The sequence below is a fragment of the Exiguobacterium sp. SRB7LM genome (assembly GCF_015712685.1).
GTDB classification, from domain to species: domain Bacteria; phylum Bacillota; class Bacilli; order Exiguobacteriales; family Exiguobacteriaceae; genus Exiguobacterium; species Exiguobacterium profundum.
Window position 1 is genome coordinate 81,955 of the sequence record NZ_VWVR01000002.1, and the last position, 18,046, is coordinate 100,000.

18 protein-coding genes and 2 tRNA genes (1 of these 20 cut by a window edge) are annotated in these 18,046 nt (G+C 49.4%); all 20 read left to right on the forward strand.

Translation table 11 applies throughout. The annotated features are described in order from the left end of the window. The first annotated feature begins 1 nt into the window (after window position 1). Window positions 2–1,417 carry a bifunctional methyltransferase/pyrophosphohydrolase YabN gene (yabN, locus tag F3H97_RS00490; protein WP_196430280.1) on the forward strand — a complete coding sequence of 472 codons (1,416 nt, stop codon included), beginning with the start codon at window positions 2–4 and terminating at the stop codon, window positions 1,415–1,417. Beyond that, window positions 1,414–1,686, forward strand: a complete 273-nt coding sequence (locus tag F3H97_RS00495) for an RNA-binding S4 domain-containing protein (RefSeq protein ID WP_012727726.1) — start codon at window positions 1,414–1,416, stop codon at window positions 1,684–1,686. The genes yabN and F3H97_RS00495 overlap by 4 nt, the downstream gene beginning before the upstream one ends. Before the next feature lie 42 nt (window positions 1,687–1,728). Beyond that, window positions 1,729–2,103 (forward strand): FtsB family cell division protein, encoded by a 375-nt coding sequence (locus tag F3H97_RS00500; RefSeq protein ID WP_012727725.1) that lies wholly within the window; start codon window positions 1,729–1,731, stop codon window positions 2,101–2,103. A 74-nt stretch (window positions 2,104–2,177) separates the two neighbouring features. Continuing rightward, window positions 2,178–2,690, forward strand: coding sequence for a S1 domain-containing RNA-binding protein (locus tag F3H97_RS00505; RefSeq protein ID WP_012727724.1), 513 nt, complete (start codon window positions 2,178–2,180; stop codon window positions 2,688–2,690). A gap of 202 nt (window positions 2,691–2,892) precedes the next feature. After that, window positions 2,893–5,505, forward strand: coding sequence for a YhgE/Pip domain-containing protein (locus tag F3H97_RS00510; RefSeq protein WP_196430281.1), 2,613 nt, complete (start codon window positions 2,893–2,895; stop codon window positions 5,503–5,505). Between the two features lie 142 nt (window positions 5,506–5,647). After that, a tRNA-Met gene (locus F3H97_RS00515) sits at window positions 5,648–5,724 on the forward strand. Between the two features lie 9 nt (window positions 5,725–5,733). Next, window positions 5,734–5,805, forward strand: a tRNA-Glu gene (locus F3H97_RS00520). Between the two features lie 68 nt (window positions 5,806–5,873). Beyond that, window positions 5,874–7,100 carry a tRNA lysidine(34) synthetase TilS gene (gene tilS, locus F3H97_RS00525; protein ID WP_196430282.1) on the forward strand — a complete coding sequence of 409 codons (1,227 nt, stop codon included), beginning with the start codon at window positions 5,874–5,876 and terminating at the stop codon, window positions 7,098–7,100. Between the two features lie 35 nt (window positions 7,101–7,135). Beyond that, window positions 7,136–7,681, forward strand: coding sequence for a hypoxanthine phosphoribosyltransferase (gene hpt / locus F3H97_RS00530; protein ID WP_012727721.1), 546 nt, complete (start codon window positions 7,136–7,138; stop codon window positions 7,679–7,681). 105 nt (window positions 7,682–7,786) lie between these two features. After that, complete coding sequence (ftsH, locus tag F3H97_RS00535) at window positions 7,787–9,811, forward strand: ATP-dependent zinc metalloprotease FtsH (RefSeq protein ID WP_012727720.1); 2,025 nt, start codon at window positions 7,787–7,789, stop codon at window positions 9,809–9,811. Between the two features lie 93 nt (window positions 9,812–9,904). Continuing rightward, on the forward strand, window positions 9,905–10,669 hold the full coding sequence (locus tag F3H97_RS00540) for a type III pantothenate kinase (RefSeq protein ID WP_074035307.1): 765 nt from the start codon (window positions 9,905–9,907) through the stop codon (window positions 10,667–10,669). 19 nt (window positions 10,670–10,688) lie between these two features. Beyond that, the gene (gene hslO, locus F3H97_RS00545) at window positions 10,689–11,618 is read left to right on the forward strand and encodes an Hsp33 family molecular chaperone HslO (protein WP_159563166.1); all 930 of its coding nucleotides are present in this window, start codon (window positions 10,689–10,691) and stop codon (window positions 11,616–11,618) included. 84 nt (window positions 11,619–11,702) lie between these two features. Continuing rightward, window positions 11,703–12,656, forward strand: a complete 954-nt coding sequence (gene cysK, locus F3H97_RS00550) for a cysteine synthase A (RefSeq protein WP_012727717.1) — start codon at window positions 11,703–11,705, stop codon at window positions 12,654–12,656. A 94-nt stretch (window positions 12,657–12,750) separates the two neighbouring features. Continuing rightward, the gene (locus tag F3H97_RS00555) at window positions 12,751–14,130 is read left to right on the forward strand and encodes an anthranilate synthase component I family protein (RefSeq protein ID WP_370568500.1); all 1,380 of its coding nucleotides are present in this window, start codon (window positions 12,751–12,753) and stop codon (window positions 14,128–14,130) included. After that, the gene (gene pabA / locus F3H97_RS00560) at window positions 14,127–14,711 is read left to right on the forward strand and encodes an aminodeoxychorismate/anthranilate synthase component II (protein ID WP_159563165.1); all 585 of its coding nucleotides are present in this window, start codon (window positions 14,127–14,129) and stop codon (window positions 14,709–14,711) included. The genes F3H97_RS00555 and pabA overlap by 4 nt, the downstream gene beginning before the upstream one ends. Beyond that, window positions 14,695–15,513 (forward strand): aminotransferase class IV, encoded by an 819-nt coding sequence (locus tag F3H97_RS00565; RefSeq protein ID WP_196430283.1) that lies wholly within the window; start codon window positions 14,695–14,697, stop codon window positions 15,511–15,513. Before pabA ends, F3H97_RS00565 begins: the two co-directional genes overlap by 17 nt. A gap of 11 nt (window positions 15,514–15,524) precedes the next feature. Beyond that, window positions 15,525–16,310 (forward strand): dihydropteroate synthase, encoded by a 786-nt coding sequence (folP, locus tag F3H97_RS00570; protein WP_196430284.1) that lies wholly within the window; start codon window positions 15,525–15,527, stop codon window positions 16,308–16,310. Further along, entirely contained in the window at window positions 16,303–16,668 is a 366-nt protein-coding gene (folB, locus tag F3H97_RS00575) for a dihydroneopterin aldolase (protein WP_159563162.1), read from the forward strand. The genes folP and folB overlap by 8 nt, the downstream gene beginning before the upstream one ends. Next, window positions 16,665–17,162 (forward strand): 2-amino-4-hydroxy-6-hydroxymethyldihydropteridine diphosphokinase, encoded by a 498-nt coding sequence (gene folK, locus F3H97_RS00580; RefSeq protein WP_196430285.1) that lies wholly within the window; start codon window positions 16,665–16,667, stop codon window positions 17,160–17,162. Before folB ends, folK begins: the two co-directional genes overlap by 4 nt. Window positions 17,163–17,232: 70 nt before the next feature. Further along, window positions 17,233–18,046 carry the 5' portion of a tRNA dihydrouridine synthase DusB gene (gene dusB, locus F3H97_RS00585; RefSeq protein WP_230872777.1) on the forward strand. The gene runs 125 nt beyond the window's last position, so 814 of the gene's 939 nt are visible here — the first part of the coding sequence; the start codon lies at window positions 17,233–17,235; its stop codon lies off the right edge, out of view.

Sequence of the window (18,046 nt, forward strand, 5' to 3'; positions counted from 1 at the left end):
TATGGGTTATACAATCACGGTGGTCGGACTCGGGTCTGGTGAGTTGAATCAATTGCCGCTCGGTGTGTACCGCCATTTAAAACAACAACCGCTCGTCTGGTTGCGCACAAAAGAACATCCTGTCGTTCAAGAGTTAGAAGCGGAAGGACTCGTGTTCGAATCATTTGATTCGGTCTATGAATCGAGTGAGACGTTTGAAGAAGTTTATGACCAAATTGTCGAGACGTTGTTGAGTAAAAGTGAAGAAATGGCGATCACATACGCCGTACCGGGCCACCCGTTCGTAGCGGAACGGACCGTCGAACTATTGGTGGAACGCGGTGCCGACCTTCATGTACTCGGTGGTCAAAGTTTCCTCGATGCCATGTTCCAGGCGCTCCGGATCGACCCAATCAATGGATTTCAACTGCTCGATGCGACCGCACTCGACCTTGAACGTTTGCAGGTGACCCAACATGTGCTTATCGGGCAAGTGTACGATGGATTCGTGGCGGGTGACGTCAAAGTGCAATTGATGGAACGGTATCCGGACGACCATCCCGTCACCCTTGTGACGGCTGCCGGTACGACGCAAGAACGGATTGAGCACATTCCGTTATTCGAAATGGACCGGATGGCGGAAGTGAATAACTTGACGACCCTCTACGTTCCACCGCTCGTGGATGAATCGTATTTGGCGAAGGATTTTGCGACACTCAAACAAATCATCGCAACGCTTCGAGGACCAGACGGGTGCCCGTGGGATCGTAAACAGACGCATGCGTCACTTCGCAAGTACCTATTAGAAGAGGCGTATGAGTTGATTGAAGCAATCAATGCAGAAGACGATGATGCCATCATCGAAGAACTCGGTGACGTCTTGCTCCAAGTGATGTTGCATGCTCAAATCGGAGAAGATGAGGGCTATTTCGATATTCGTGACGTAATCGGTTCCATCAGTGAGAAGATGGTGCGCCGCCATCCACACGTCTTTGGCGATGTCACCGTCGAAGATGCCTCTGACGTGGTGAAAAACTGGAATGCGATTAAACAGACGGAAAAAGGGGAAAAGAAACAATCGCAACTCGATGGTGTTCTCGTCGACCAACCTTCATTGATGCGAGCGGAGCAACTTCAAAAGAAAGCGGCTCACGTCGGATTTGAGTGGGATGACGTATCCGGTGCCTTCGAAAAACTGGAAGAAGAGTTAAAAGAATGGCATGAAGACCTAAGTGATGAATCGGAACTTGGGGACGTATTGTTCTCCATCGTGAACATCGCGCGATACGTTGGGCTGAATGCCGAGCAAGCATTAGAACAGACGAACCGAAAGTTCAAACGTCGATTCGAGTATGTGGAAGCGAACGGTGACCTTCACCAGATGACACTCGAACAGATGGATGCGCTTTGGAACGAGGCAAAGGAGAAAGGTTTATGAGACTAGATAAGTTTTTAAAAGTGTCACGTCTAATCAAGCGTCGCACGTTGGCAAAAGAAGTGGCGGACCAAGGACGAATTCAACTGAATGGGCAAGTCGCGAAGGCGAGCACAGAAGTCAAAGTCGGAGATGAGTTACAAATTCGCTTCGGAAATAAACTCGTCACGGTCGTCATCGATTCAATCGCAGAACATGCACGTAAAGAAGATGCGAAAGAAATGTATCGTTTACTTAAAGAAGAGAAGATGGACGGTAGTATCAACTCATAAAAAAAAGTATACTTAATGTATTAAGAGGAGGGGGATGAGGCGATGAACGGACGTAATCCGATGGATCGACAACGACGCATTCGAGCGCTAGATGAGCGTAGAGAACAGCTAGAAAAAGATACACATCGCCGACGAGTTCATCTTCGACGTCGTTTGGCGGCAGCCTCTCTCCTGTTTTTATTTGTCATGGTGTTGATTGGACAGAGTTACTTCTCGAAAGTAGGGTACGTATCGGACCAGCAACAAGCCTACGCACAAGCAAAAGTGGAGTTGCGTGAACAGCAGGCCGAACAGGATGAGTTGAAAGAGCAAGTGGAACGGTTACAGGATGAAGATTATATCGCGAACTTAGCACGAAACGAACTGCTTTTCTCTAAAGATGGAGAGATTATTTTCTACTTCTCGCCAGAGGAATAAGTCGGTTCGTTGACCGTTAGGGAAACGACTCGTATAATTAGAAAGAATCAATCAAAAAAGGAGTACATTATTTTATGTCAATTGAAGTAGGAAGCAAGGTACAAGGTAAGGTTACAGGGATTACGCATTTCGGAGCGTTCGTCGAGCTCCCAAATGGCAAGACAGGATTAGTACACATCAGTGAAGTGGCAGACTCTTACGTCAAAGACATTAACGAAGTGTTGACAGTCGGTCAAGAAGTCACGGTAAAAGTGTTGAACGTCGAAAATGATGGGAAAATCGGGTTGTCCATCAAGAAAGCAGTCGACCGTCCTGTAAGCGAACGTCCTGAGCGTCCTGAGCGTCCAGCTGGTGAGCGTTTCTCTCGTGGCCCACGTCCAGGTGGCCCAGGTCAAGGTGGTCCACGCGGTGGCGGCGGTCCACGCGGTGGCGGCCCACGTGGTGGCGGTCGTCGTGAACAACGTCGTGAACCAGAAACATTCGATACATTGATGAGTAAGTTCTTGAAAGATAGCGACGAGCGTCTTTCGACGTTGAAACGTCAAACAGACTCAAAACGCGGTGGACGCGGAGCCAAGCGCGGGTAATCCTTCGTATACCAATTAGCTTCTACTCGTAACCATAGAGGTCTTGTAATGAGACGAGCCATGAACATTTTCGTTCATGGCTTTTTTTCTGTTTAAAAAATTTATAAAAAATAACTAAAAGAGTTGCTTTTTTTCGAGGAAGAGAGCAAAATAGGGAACATGAAAAAATAGTTATGTTTTATAAGTGAAGGTGGAGAGAAAAATGAATGGATGGAAACTGTGGACGGCGGAGTGGCGAAGTATCTTCAAGAACCCACGTGTGTTGGTTCCGATTCTTGCGGTCGCACTCGTACCGTTAATGTACGCCGGTATGTTCTTATGGGCTTTTTGGGATCCGTATGGACAGATGAAAGATTTGCCGGTCGCCATCGTCAATGAAGACAAAGGGGCAACGTTTGAAGGGGAGTCGCTTGCAATTGGAGATGACCTCATTGATAAGCTGCTGGATTCGGAGGCGTTCGAGTTCGTCGAAACGACGAAGAAAGAAGCGGAATCTGGACTGAAAGACCATGACTACTACATGGCGATCGAGATTCCAGAAAACTTTTCAGAAAAAGCGACGACTGCTTTAGATGAACATCCGGAGCAACTCGAACTGAAGTATATCGCAAATGAATCGTATAACTTTTTAGCCGCACAAATCGGTGGTTCCGCGATGGAACAAGTCAAAGCGGAACTGTCGACCGAAGTCTCGAAACAGTATGTCAGTGCGTTGAAAGACGGATTGAATGATGTGGCAGACGGACTTGGTGAGGCCGCAGATGGTGCAGCGACACTTGCGGACGGCTCAACGTCAGCAAAAGACGGTGCCGTCAAGTTGGCGGACGGGACGAAGCTTCTCGCTTCGAAACAACGTGAGCTCGCGGATGGAGCAAGCCAATTAAACGATGGGATGACTCAGTTGGCGGATGGTTCATCAGAACTCGCGGATGGGACGAAGCTTCTCGCTTCGAAACAACGGGAACTGGCGAATGGAGCAAGTCAATTACGTGATGGTGTTTCGCAATTGGCCGATGGCTCATCTGCACTCGCGGATGGCAGTCAACAAGTATACGAGGGCTCAGCCTCACTTTCGGACGGGGTCCATCGTGTCAGCGAGGGCGCTTCTGCCTTACAAGGCGGGACGAGCCAACTCGTTGACGGAACAGGAGCGTTCGCATCTAAACTAGATGAGCTGCACACAGGTGCGAAGACGTTGAACCAAGGTGTTCAAGACCTTGCTGCCGGCATCGAGCGCTCGAAAGAGGGGGCATCTGCATTACAGGATGGTGCCACAAAACTCTCAGGAGCGTTGACTCAGGCGAAGGACGGAAACGCGGCACTTGTTGCGGGTCAAACAGACGTGGTCAATGGAATCGGACAAATGAAGTCTGAATTGACTGCGAAACAAGATGAGTTGATTGGACAATTGACAGCGCTCGCTGAGTCGGGTCAATCGGCATCACCTGAAATGCTTCAAGCCATTGCGGCACAACTGAGCGAAGGGAAGCAAGAGACGGTGGCCGGGTTTGATCAACTATCCGCTGGCGCGACAAAAGTGAAAGAAGGACAGGTCGCACTTGGCGCAGGTCTTGATCAGGCAGGTACAGGTGCAGACAAACTATCGACTGGACTTTCTGAATTGAGTACAGGTCAAACGAAATTGGCCGAAGGTGCGAACGCATTGGCAAGTGGTTCAAGTCAAATCGAGCAAGGTACGCAAACGGCGGCCGATCGTTCCCAAGAACTTGTGTCAGCGAGTGCGAAGCTCAATCAAGGCGCGACACAACTTCAAGATGGGACAACTGAGCTCGCGGCTGGAAGTGACAAGCTTGTAGACGCGACCGGACAGTTGTCTGAAGGTAGCGAAAAGCTTGCGGATGGAGCGAAGAGCGCAAGCACCGGTACGAGTGAATTGGTGAATGGTGCGAATCAATTAGCGGACGGTGGTCAAAAGCTGCAGTCAGGAAGCCGTGAACTGGCCGAAGGTGCGAAGGGTGCCGGAGCCGGAACGAGCAAGCTAACGGATGGCGCGAATCAGCTCGCGAATGGTGGACAAGAAATTTCAGACGGTAGCGGTGAACTCGCTGACGGAATGAAAGAGCTCGCATCAGGTAGCGATAAACTTCGTGACGCCTTAGTAAAAGGTGCGAAAGACGCAGACATCGGTCTAACAGATGACAACGTCGAGATGATGGCCGGTCCAGTGTCGCTCGTCGACAACTCGATTCACGAGGTGCCAAACTACGGTACTGGATTTGCTCCGTACTTTATGTCACTCGGACTTTTCGTTGGGGCACTCCTTCTCTCGATCGTTTATCCATTATACGATCCAGCAGGACGCCCGAAACGTAGTCTATCGTGGGTATTGTCGAAATCTGGTGTCCTCATGGTCGTCGGATTCTTGCAAGCCTTGATTCTCGATGTGGCTATGGTGCAACTGCTCGGTCTTGAAGTGAGCGAACCATTGAAATTCTTCGGTTTCAGCTGGTTGACGAGCATCACGTTCCTCTTTATCGTACAGTTGCTCGTGACAACACTCGGAAACCCTGGACGTTTCGTGGCGATCGTCTTGTTGATTTTACAATTGACGACGTCAGCCGGGACGTTCCCGCTTGAATTGATTCCAAGAGCATTGCAACCATTCAATGCCTTGCTTCCAATGACGTATACGGTTGCCGGATATAAAGAAATTCTATCGGCAGATGGTGCGCAGTACTTGCAGACGGCGACAACCTATTTAGTGTTTGTGGCTGCCGGATGTTTTGCATTACTATGGGCGTACTTCCGGATCGCATGGAAGAAAAAATATCGTCAAGTCGCATCAGAAGCATGATGTAAATACGATACAAAATCGTGTATAGTGGGGAAGACGACACTATACACGATTTTTTTCTTAAAAAAATATAAAAAAAGAATTGACACTCGAATGGTGACTGGTTATTATAGAAAATGTGCTTAGGACACAACAATAACATGGCGGTGTAGCTCAGCTGGCTAGAGCGTACGGTTCATACCCGTGAGGTCGTGGGTTCGACTCCCTCCGCCGCTACCATTTTATTTAGGCCCGTTGGTCAAGCGGTTAAGACACCGCCCTTTCACGGCGGTAACACGGGTTCGAATCCCGTACGGGTCACTTAACCTAAGCGTAAAGAAGCCATCTCAATCGAGATGGCTTCTTTTGTTATATCAAGGAGGGAATTCATGAAAAAGGTACTCGTCGCTGTGTCGGGTGGAGTCGATTCCATCGTCTTATTGGACCGTCTCGTCAAGCAAGGATGGGATGTGGCGGTGGCGCACGTCCATCACGGTTTACGAGAAGCATCAGATGAAGAGTACACGTTCGTCGCACACGTAGCGGCATCCTACCAAGTCGCGTTTCATGGGACGCGTCTCCATTTTCAAGAAGGAGCATCACAGGCTCATTACCGTAAGGCCCGCTACCGCTTTTTTGAAGAGGTCATGAATGAATATGGATACGATACACTGGCCACGGCTCATCATGCGGATGATGTGTTGGAGACGGTGCTCATTCAACTTCACCGAAACGTAATCGAAGTGAAAGGAATTCCCGAGAGAAGAACGTTCGGGCATGGGACGTTGATCCGTCCTTTATTAAGAGAAACAAAGGTGCAACTCATCGAGTATGCTCGGAAAAACGAACTTGCCTGGAGGGAAGATGCCACCAATCAGGAAGTGACCTATTTACGGAATCGGATCCGTCACGAAATCATCCCGAGGCTGAAACAACTGTGGCCGACAGTCGTTGACGATGTATACGTTACGGCGAAACAGGCATACGCTGAATGGGACATGCGTTACCAGTCATGTGGGCGATGGATTGAAGAAAATGTGGAGCTTGAAATGAAAGCGTTTCATGTGAAACTTGATGAGTTTAATCGCTTATCCTCACTTGAGCGGTATACGGTCGCTCGCTTGCTGTCCCGTCGCTATGGGGTAGAGGTCGGTGAGGCGGTCGAAAAGTTAAGCATGAGTCAAAAGGACACCGGAATCTATCACCTGTCAGGTGAGTGGTTCATGATGAAGCAGAAGAGGGTACTTAATCTTGTACAACGTTCGACAGAAGCATCACTTCACCCCGTTCAGGTCGAGTCGTTACCGGCCGTCGTTCAATTTGGAAAGCGTACGGTTTCGTTGTCCATCGAAGAAGGACGAGAAGGTATTCCGCTAAAGGAAATCACTTATCCGCTGACAATTCGTTCGCTCGCACCTGGAGATCGAATGCAATTGAACGTGGGGACAAAAAAAGTATCCCGCATCCTAATCGATGAAAAGGTTGAGCGAACCATTCGACCGACGCTCCCGTTGCTGGAGGACGCCTCGGGACGAATTCTCGCGATTGTTGGGGTAAGAGTTTCAGAATTTCTAGACAAGTCGGATGCGATTTGCCTACGATTAATGGTAAAATGATGATTGTGTCGAAACAGAAAGAGGAGGATTTCAAGATGTCATTAATGAACGATATGGAGAAAATTTTAATCTCACGTGAAGAGATTCAAGAAAAGGTGAAAGAACTCGCTGGAACATTGAGCGAAGACTATAAAGAAGAGTTCCCGCTTCTCGTATGTGTATTGAAAGGCGCGATGCCATTCATGTCGGACCTCGTCAAAGAAATGGATATCCATTTAGAGATGGATTTCATGGACGTGTCGACGTATCATGGAGGAACTTCTTCGACAGGTGAAGTAAAAATCGAGAAAGATTTAAATACATCTGTAGAAGGACGCGACATCTTGATTGTAGAAGATATTATTGATAGTGGATTGACGCTTGGTTACCTCGTTGATCTTCTTAAATACCGTAAAGCGAAGTCTGTGAAGATTGTCACGCTTCTCGATAAGCCGACTGGCCGTAAAAATGGTTTATCAGCAGACTATAGCGGTTTCGTGATTCCACACGAATTCGTTGTCGGCTACGGTCTTGATTATGAAGAGAAATATCGTAACCTTCCTTATGTCGGTGTGCTCAAACCGAGCGTTTACGGGGGCTAACGTTTTTCTTTTGAAAATGTGACGTGGTAAGATAAAGGAAATCCCCAAAGTATAGGCATATACTGAATGGGCGAGAACATCGTTTCTCGGAATAGGAGGCAGAGAATGAATCGTGCAGTGAAAAACACATTGGTTTTTGGTGTGATTTTCCTAGCCTTGATCTTGTTCCTTCAATATTTGCAGAATCCGAATAGTCAGAGTGAAACGCTCTCGTATTCGAAATTCCTAGAATATGTGGAAGATGATCGGATTGAGACGGCAACCGTACAAGAAATCCCGGGGGCTATCTCGATTACAGGCGATCTTACAGGAGATGAAGACCAACGTTATGAAACAAACATTCCAGCGAACGAAGCGGAATATGCGGATGTATTAACGCAGCTTCGAGCGAATACGGATATTCAAATCGAGGAGGCTGAATCCAACAGTAGCTGGTTCAGCATCGTCTTCGCGATTTTACCGTTCATTATCATCTTCATCTTGTTCTTCTTCTTGTTGAACCAAGCGCAAGGTGGTGGCGGTGGTGGTCGTGTGATGAACTTCGGGAAATCGAAGGCGAAACTATACGACCAAGAGAAACGTCGCGTCACATTCAAAGATGTGGCTGGGGCGGACGAAGAGAAGCAAGAACTCATCGAAGTCGTTGAATTCTTGAAAGATCCTCGCAAATTCTCGAAACTCGGCGCACGTATTCCAAAAGGGGTCTTACTCGTAGGTCCTCCAGGAACAGGTAAAACACTCTTGGCTCGTGCGGTAGCCGGTGAAGCCGGTGTTCCGTTCTTCTCGATCTCAGGTTCGGACTTCGTTGAGATGTTTGTCGGGGTCGGGGCGTCACGTGTTCGTGACTTGTTCGAAAACGCGAAAAAGAATGCGCCATGTATCATCTTCATCGATGAAATTGATGCGGTCGGTCGCCAGCGTGGTGCCGGTCTCGGTGGTGGACACGATGAGCGTGAACAAACATTGAACCAACTCCTTGTTGAGATGGATGGATTCAGTGATAACGAAGGGATCATCATGGTTGCGGCGACAAACCGTCCAGATATCCTTGACCCGGCCCTCCTTCGTCCAGGTCGTTTTGACCGTCAAATTACGGTCGATCGTCCGGATGTCAAAGGGCGCGAAGAAGTATTGAAAGTCCATGCACGTAACAAGCCACTCGATTCGACGGTGGACTTGAAGTCGATTGCACAACGTACGCCTGGTTTCTCTGGGGCAGACTTAGAGAACCTCTTGAACGAAGCGGCACTCGTTGCGGCACGTTCGAACCGTACAGCTGTTTCAGTTGTCGATGTGGAAGAAGCGATTGACCGTGTTATCGCAGGTCCTTCGAAGAAGAGTCGCATCATCTCTGAAAAAGAGCGCAACATTGTTGCATATCACGAAGCAGGTCACACAATCATCGGTCTCGAGCTTGAGAATGCGGATGAAGTACACAAAGTGACAATCGTTCCACGCGGAAACGCGGGCGGATATGTCGTCATGCTTCCGAAAGAAGATCGTTACTTCATGACAAAACCTGAACTCGAAGACAAGATTGTCGGTCTTCTTGGTGGTCGCGTCGCCGAAGATGTCATCTTTGGAGAAGTGTCGACCGGAGCGAGCAATGACTTCCAGCGCGCTACTGGTATCGCACGTAAGATGGTCATGGATTACGGGATGAGCGATAAACTCGGACCGCTCCAGCTCGGTTCAAACCATGGCGGACAAGTCTTCCTTGGTCGCGATTTCCAGACAGAGCAGAACTACTCGGATGCGATTGCGCAAGAAATCGATTTGGAGATTCGAGACATCATCAATCGCTGTTACGCGAAAGCGAAGCAGATTTTGACAGATCGTCGCGAAGATCTCGAACTCGTTGCGAAGACGCTGCTTGATGTCGAGACACTCGACTCGAAACAGATTCGTCATTTGATCAAGACACGCGAGTATCTTCCGCATGAGCCGGAAGAGGACGTGGATGGATCGACGGATGCGGATGACGCAGCGAAGAAAGATGATGCAGCCGTTCAACACGGTCAAGTCGTCGATCAACCTGAAGTTGTCCAAGACAGCCAGCCGGATGTCGTACCTGAAGGCGATAAGCCAGAAGCGACACCGACAGAACGTCCGAATAACGAATCACGTTAATGAAAAAGACGAATGCCCTTGACGAGGCATTCGTCTTTTTTCGTGTTATAATTCGAGCGAACTGCAATTGACAACAAAGTGAGGAACTATATCATGATTTTAGTGATTGATGTTGGAAATACAAATATTGTTCTCGGGATGTACGATGGAGATCATCTCGTACACCATTGGCGCATCTCAACGGATCGTACAAAAACGACCGACGAGTACGGCATGCTGGTGAAATCGCTATTCGATCATTCGAACGTCTCGTTCGACCAGGTCGAGGGAGTGATCTTATCTTCTGTCGTACCTCCTGTTATTTTCCCACTTGAACAAATGTCGCAACGATACTTCAATGTACGTCCAATCGTTGTGGGACCAGGTGTGAAGACAGGGTTGGACATTCACGTCGAGAACCCTCGCGAAGTCGGGGCCGACCGAATCGTTAACGCGGTGGCTGGAATCGCCAAGTATGACGGTCCGCTCATAATTGTTGATTTTGGAACGGCAACCACGTATTGTTACATCGATGAGAAACGTCGTTACCATGGCGGAATCATCTCACCAGGTATCATGATCTCAGTGGAGGCACTCTATCAGCGTGCCGCGAAACTACCTCGGATTGAATTGGCGACCCCGCCGACAGTCATCGGGAAGAACACGATTCAAGCGATGCAATCGGGGACATATTATGGATATGTGGCCCAAGTGGACGGTATCGTGAACCGGATGAAGCGTGAAGTCGGTGAAGCGACTGTCATTGCAACGGGAGGGCTGGCGCGATTGATCAGTGAACATGCAGAGACGATCGACCATGTGGATTCGTTCCTGACACTCGAAGGCCTCCGTCTCATTTACGAGCGCAATCAAAAGTAAACTAAAGGAGTTAAATCATATGATTCATACAGAACAACAAGCATTACTCGACCAGATGAAGGATGACTATCTCGTTCGTGCCCTCGGTTTTAACGGAGAGGTTCGTGCCTTTGCCGCACGCACGACAAAAACGGTATATGAGACGCAACTTCGTCATCAAACGACACCAGTTGCTTCAGCTGCCCTCGGACGGACGATGACGATCGGCTCGATGATTGGAGCGATGCAAAAAGGTGCAGCGCGTGTCACGCTTAAAGTAGAAGGTGATGGTCCAATCGGGAAAATCATCGTGGACGCGGATACAGCGGGAGATGTTCGTGGATATGTGTCGTACCCGCGTGTCGATGGCGGTACATTCGTCAACGAACAAGGGTTGACGAAATTGAAAGTCGGCGAAGCCGTCGGAAAAGGAACCATTTCTGTCATTAAAGACTTAGGATTGAAAGACTATGTCGGCGGTTCTTCAGAGATTCAAACGGGCGAAATCAGTGAAGACTTCACGTACTACTTCGCCACATCTGAGCAAGTGCCGTCAGTCGTCGGGGCGGGTGTCCTCGTCTTACCGGAAGATGAATCGATTCTTGCTGCAGGTGGAATCATCGTCCAGTTGCTCCCGAACGCTTCTGAAGAGACGGTACAAGCGCTCGAAAAAGCACTTCAGACGTTCCCGCCCGTATCGGTTTTGATTGGTGAAGAAAAAACGCCAGAAGAAATGCTTCAATTACTCCTTGGCGATAGCCTCGATGTCCTCGACACGAACCCGATTCAGTTCAACTGCACATGCAGCCGTGAACGAATGGAAAGCGCCATTATCGGTCTCGGAAAAGAAGAGATTCGTCAGATGATTGAAGAAGATGGCGGAGCCGAAGCCGTATGTCATTTCTGTGGCGAAAAGTATCATTTCTCAGCGGAACAGTTAGAGACAATGAAAGTACAGGCACAGGCGTAAGCAACGTTCCAAATTGCATATTTTCAATTCGATAGGGTATGATAACAATATCGGAATAGTCGGAATTATGAAGGAGGAAATGCAATGCGTATCGTAAACTCAGTAACAGACTTGATTGGAAAGACTCCGATTGTGAAATTGAACGGAATGACTGGACCAGAGGATGCCAACGTGTATCTGAAGCTCGAATATATGAACCCGGGATCAAGCGTCAAAGACCGGATCGCCCTCGCCATGATCGAAGCGGCCGAAAAAGACGGCATCTTGAAGCCAGGTGATACAATCATCGAGCCAACTAGCGGAAACACGGGCATCGGTCTCGCGATGGTCAGTGCCGCAAAAGGATATAAAGCCATTCTCGTTATGCCTGAAACGATGAGCATGGAACGCCGAAACCTCCTTCGTGGATACGGGGCCGAATTAATTTTGACACCAGGACCTGAAGGGATGGGTGGAGCGATTCGTCGCGCTACTGAAGAAGCAGAGAAACATGGCTACTTCCTCCCGCAACAATTCAATAACGCAGCTAACCCGAACGTCCATGAAATGACGACGGGACCTGAGATTGTAGAGGCGTTTGAAGAATCAGGACTTTCAGTCGACGCTTTGATTGCCGGAGTCGGGACGGGCGGTACCATCACCGGCGCAGGTAAAGTCGTGAAGGCGAAGTACCCGGACGTAAAAATTCTCGCCGTTGAACCGGTCGATTCACCTGTCTTATCAGGCGGGAAACCGGGGCCTCATAAGATTCAAGGGATTGGGGCTGGATTCGTTCCATCCATCCTCGACACGGAGATTTATGAAGGGGTTCTTCAAATCACGACAGAGCAAGCGTTCGAATATGCTCGTCAGGCGGCACGTACGAACGGTGTCCTCGGTGGTATCTCTTCAGGAGCTGCCATTGCGGCAGCGCTTGATACAGCGAAACGCCTTGGTAAAGGGAAAAATGTATTGGCGATTATCCCATCAAACGGTGAACGTTACTTGAGCACGCCGCTCTATCAGTTTGATGAAGAATCAAACGAGAGTCGCGTATAACATTTCAGGCAGTAATCGAGAGACATTCTCTTTCGATTGCTGCCTTTTCTTGTGTACAATAAAAGGCATGAATGAATAGACGGAGGAATGACATGTGAGATCGACTGCGTTCAGAACAAAGCGGATGACGAAAGAAAAGGTGTATGAGGCATACATGACGTTAACGGCGGATCAACCGTATCATGCATGGTTAGAGAGTGGGAGAGCGGGACGGTATACGATTGCGGGGATCGAGCCGTTCGGTCGCTTTCATGTAAAAGACGGTGTCGGGCTCTTGCAAGTGGGGGATACGACAGAAACGCTATACGGAAAGCCGCTTGAGCTCGTCAGTGAGGTACGGAAGCGATTTGAGGCCGAGCGTCCGGAAGGGGCTCCTCCTTTCTTTGGTGGCATGATCGGGTATGTCAGTTATGATGTGGCCCGGACGATTGAACGTCTCCCTCAGCAAGCGGAGGATGATTTGTCGACACCAGACGTCTCGTTTCTTCTATTTGACGAGGTGGCGGTGTTCGATGAAGTAGATTCGACCCTGTACTTGATGGTGACAGCGGAGGAAGGTGCAGAACGTAAGGCGGACCGATTGGCGGCCATGTGGAACGTCGAGTCGCATTACGCGTTCAAGCCGACAGGGCAGTCACCGGTAGAACGATCGCGCTCCATGTCCCAGGAAGAGTTTGTTGAAGCGGTCAAACGGATTCAGTCCTATATCGTAGAAGGGGATGTGTTCCAAGTGAACTTGAGCGTTCGTCAGTCCGAACCGCTTCTCGCTGACCCGCGTCGAGTATATGATACGTTGCGTCAAATGAATCCATCTCCTTATATGGGCTATTTCGTGGATGACGCTTTAACGATGGTCTCCGCTTCACCAGAGTTGTTGCTTGAAAAACACGGAACCGACATTTCGACACGCCCGATCGCGGGTACGCGTCCACGTGGCAAAGATGATGTGGAGGACTTGGAGTTGGCGAACACATTGCTTGAAAACGAGAAAGAGCGGGCCGAACACGTCATGCTCGTCGATCTTGAACGGAACGACCTCGGCAAGGTGGCGGCATATGGCAGCGTTCATGTTGATGAGTTGATGGTGATTGAGAAGTACTCACACGTACAACATATCGTATCGAACGTACGAGGTTCGATTCGGGACGAAGTATCAGGAGCCGAAGCACTGGCAGCGATGTTCCCAGGCGGTACCATCACCGGCGCACCGAAAATTCGGACGATGGAAATCATTGAAGAACTCGAACCAGTTCGCCGGGGACTCTACACCGGCTCATATGGTTGGTTAAGTTGGGATGACGACCTCGTCTTCAATATCACGATTCGGACGATGGTCGTGAAAGACGGAATCGCATACGTTCAAGCGGGAGCAGGTATTGTGATCGATTCGGATCCGGTCTCAGAATATGAAGAATCCTTGTCCAAAGCGAAGGCGCTATGGGCGGCGAAACACATGACGGAGGAAACAACATGATTGTATTAATCGACAACTATGACTCATTTACGTATAACTTGGTGCAATATTTCGGTGAACTCGGTCAAGAACTAGTCGTGTATCGAAATGATGAAGTCACGATTCAAGAGATTGAGGCGCTTGCCCCGAGTTATCTTGTCATTTCGCCGGGACCTTGCACTCCGAATGAGGCGGGAATTAGCGTTGAGGCAATCCAAGCGTTTGCGGGTCGTATCCCGATTTTAGGGGTTTGCCTCGGACATCAGGCGATTGCGCAAGCGTTTGGTGGAGAAGTCGTCCATGCTGAACGGCTCATGCATGGAAAAACGTCGAAGATTCAACATGACGGAAAATCGATTTTCAAGAAGATTCCGCAACAGTCGGTCGTGACCCGTTATCACTCGTTGGCCGTGGAGCGTTCGTCTCTACCAGAATGTCTAGTGGTCACTGCAGAGACGGAGACTGGAGAAATCATGGCACTCCGTCACCGAACGCTTCCGATCGAAGGGGTGCAATATCACCCTGAAGCGATTTTGACTGAGCACGGGAAGGAAATGATTCGAAACTTTATCGAGGAGTATCGTCATGTGGTATTGGCATAACGGAGAGTTAGTCGAACGAGAGAAGGTATTGATTCCGGTTGAAGATCACGGCTTCTTGTATGGAATGGGCTTGTTTGAGACGTTCCGTACATATAAATTCGTTCCTTTCCTGTTCGATGCCCACTGGGAACGCTTGATGAAGAGTCTCGATGAGCTGTGGATCGATTTTCCATACACGAAGGAAGAAATCGGGACGGCGATTCAGCAACTGTGCCGTCAAAACGATGCACCCGACCTTTATATCCGCTTGAACGTGTCTGCAGGAGTTGCGCCCCTCGGTCTCTACGCGGGTCGTTATGAGACACCGAACGTCACCATGATCGTCAAACCGCTATCCTCAGAAGTTGTACCACAGGAGAAACGGGTCGAATCGATCCCGTTTCCGAGAAGTCGTCCTGAAGCGGCTTTTCGATTAAAGTCACATCATTACATGAACAATATCCTTGGAAAACGGACCCTACAAGACCAAGGCGCTGAAGGACTATTTGCGGACGAACATGGACATGTGGTGGAAGGGCTTGTGTCGAACATCTTTTGGGTCGGTCCAGATGATATGTTATACACGACTCCGCTATCGAGCGGAGCACTCGCAGGGGTGACACGACAATGGGTGATGGAACATTTCTCTGTAATCGAACAACCCGTGACATTTGAAGAATTGACTGCAGCGAAAGAGATTTGGATGACGAATTCAATCCAACAAGTCGCTCCGGTGACGCATTATGGAGATCTGAGATACCCCGGTAAAGACGGGGTACGATTTAACGAAGTGTGGGCGAAACTCGTTCGCTCAATTGGTTAGGAGGCGGAAGCATGACGAAGATCATGGGTATTTTAAACGTGACCCCGGACTCGTTCTCGGATGGGGGACGGTATACGGCAATCGAGGAGGCTGTACGACATGCGAAACAACTCGTACAAGAAGGTGCCGATGCGATTGATGTCGGTGGAGAATCGACAAGGCCGGGCGCAGTACTTGTTTCCGAGGAAGAAGAGATTGAACGTGTCGTCCCAATCATCCGTCGACTGAAAAGCGAAATCGATGTTCCGATTTCGATTGATACGTATAAGCCGATGGTGGCGAGAGCGGCAATCGAGGCCGGTGCGACGATTATCAATGACGTATGGGGTTCGAAATGGGGAGACCGCTCGATGGCACGTGTCGCTTTCGAATATGGAGTTTCGATCATTTTGATGCACAACCGAACAAATCGGGACTACCATCATTTCATTGAAGATGTGGTCAGCGATCTACAGGAATCAATTGAGATTGTACATGCGGCAGGCGTAAGGGATGAGCACATTTGGTTAGATCCGGGCATCGGATTTGCGAAAGACGTGGCGCAAAACCTCGAACTCATGAATCATCTCGACGTGATCACACGTCTTGGGTATCCGGTTCTGCTCGGAACGTCGCGTAAGTCGTTTATCGGGCATACGCTCGATTTACCGACAGAGGAACGGCTCGAAGGAACGATTGCGACGACGTGTCTTGGCATCATGAAAGGGTGCGATTGGGTGCGTGTGCACGACGTCAAAGCGAACGCCCGTGCGGCGAAGATGATGGATGCGATGATTGGAGGGGATGGACATGGATAAAATATTTGTGAACGGGATGCGTTTTTACGGGTATCATGGGGTGTTTGAAGAAGAAAACCGTCTCGGTCAACGGTTTCACGTGGATTTAATGTGTGAACTGGACCTCGCGCCTGCGGGACGTTCGGATGACTTGAACAATGGGGTCAGTTATGCCGGCTTGTATCAGTTGACGGAAGATATTGTGACGGGAGAACCGGTCAATTTGCTAGAAACACTCGGAGAACGCATCACGACAGCCGTGTTGGCGCATAGTGAGTTGATTCAACGTGTGACGGTTAAAGTGATTAAACCGGACCCACCCATCCCGGGACACTATGATTCAGTAGCAATCGAGATGACAAGGGGACGGACGTCATGATTTATATTGCATTAGGAGCAAACATTGGAGAGCGGGCCGCGCAATTGTCTGCGGCAATCGATGAGATGGAGCGAGCAGGTCTCCACGTCACGAAACAGTCGTCGGTCTATGAGACGGCTCCTGTCGGATATACAGAGCAACCTTCGTTTTTTAATATGGTGGTCGAAGTCGAGAGTCATCATTCCTCGGACGAACTGCTCAAAACGCTGCAACAGATCGAACAACGATTAGGACGGGAACGTCTATTTAAGAACGGACCGCGTACCATCGACCTTGACATCCTCTTTTATAATGGGGAAGATATACAATCAGAACACTTAACGGTTCCGCATCCGCGCATGCAGGAACGTGCATTTGTTCTCGCTCCGTTAGCAGAGATCGCACCAGAACTCGTCGTTCGAGGACAAACGGTCGTCTCCTGGCTTGAAGGGCTACCGATGACGGACCGCCAAGATGTCGTCCGGTTACAGTTGCTTAGGAATTTGGTGAAATGAAGGATGTGTTGTCTTGACAGGCTTTAAGATTGGAAACATAGATATTAAAAACCGTGCAGTCCTCGCACCGATGGCTGGCGTGACCAACCCTGCTTTCCGTTTGATTGCAAAAGAGTTCGGAGCGGGACTCGTCTGTGCCGAAATGGTTAGCGATAAAGGCATCTTGCTCGAGAACGCTCGGACGATGCGTATGCTATACGTCGATGAACGCGAGAAACCGCTCAGTTTACAAATCTTCGGTGGTTCGAAAGATACACTCGTCAGAGCGGCACAGTACGTCGATCAAAACACCAATGCGGATATCATTGATATCAACATGGGTTGTCCCGTACCGAAAGTGACGAAGTGTGACGCAGGGGCGAAGTGGTTACTCGACCCGGATAAAGTGTATGAGATGGTGAATGCCGTCACGAATGTCGTTGAAAAACCGGTCACGGTGAAAATGCGACTCGGTTGGGATGACGAGCACATCTTTATTTTGGATAATGTTAAGGCGGCTCAGACGGGTGGAGCAGCAGCGATTGCCATTCATGGACGTACGCGTGCCCAACAATATGAAGGAACCGCGAATTGGGATTGGATTGGCGAGGCGAAGAAAGTAGCGACCGTCCCGATTATCGGAAACGGGGATATCGCGACCCCGCAGGATGCGAAACGTGTGATTGACCAATATGGTGTGGATGCCGTCATGATTGGACGCGCTGCACTCGGGAATCCGTGGATGCTCTATCAAACGGTCCAGTACCTCGAAACAGGGGAGCTCCCTCCGGAACCAGAGGCGCGTGAGAAAATCGATATCTGCATGCTTCATCTCGACCGGTTGAGTGCAATCAAAGGTGAGCTGACAGCCGTACGCGAAATGCGTCAACACGCGGCTTGGTATT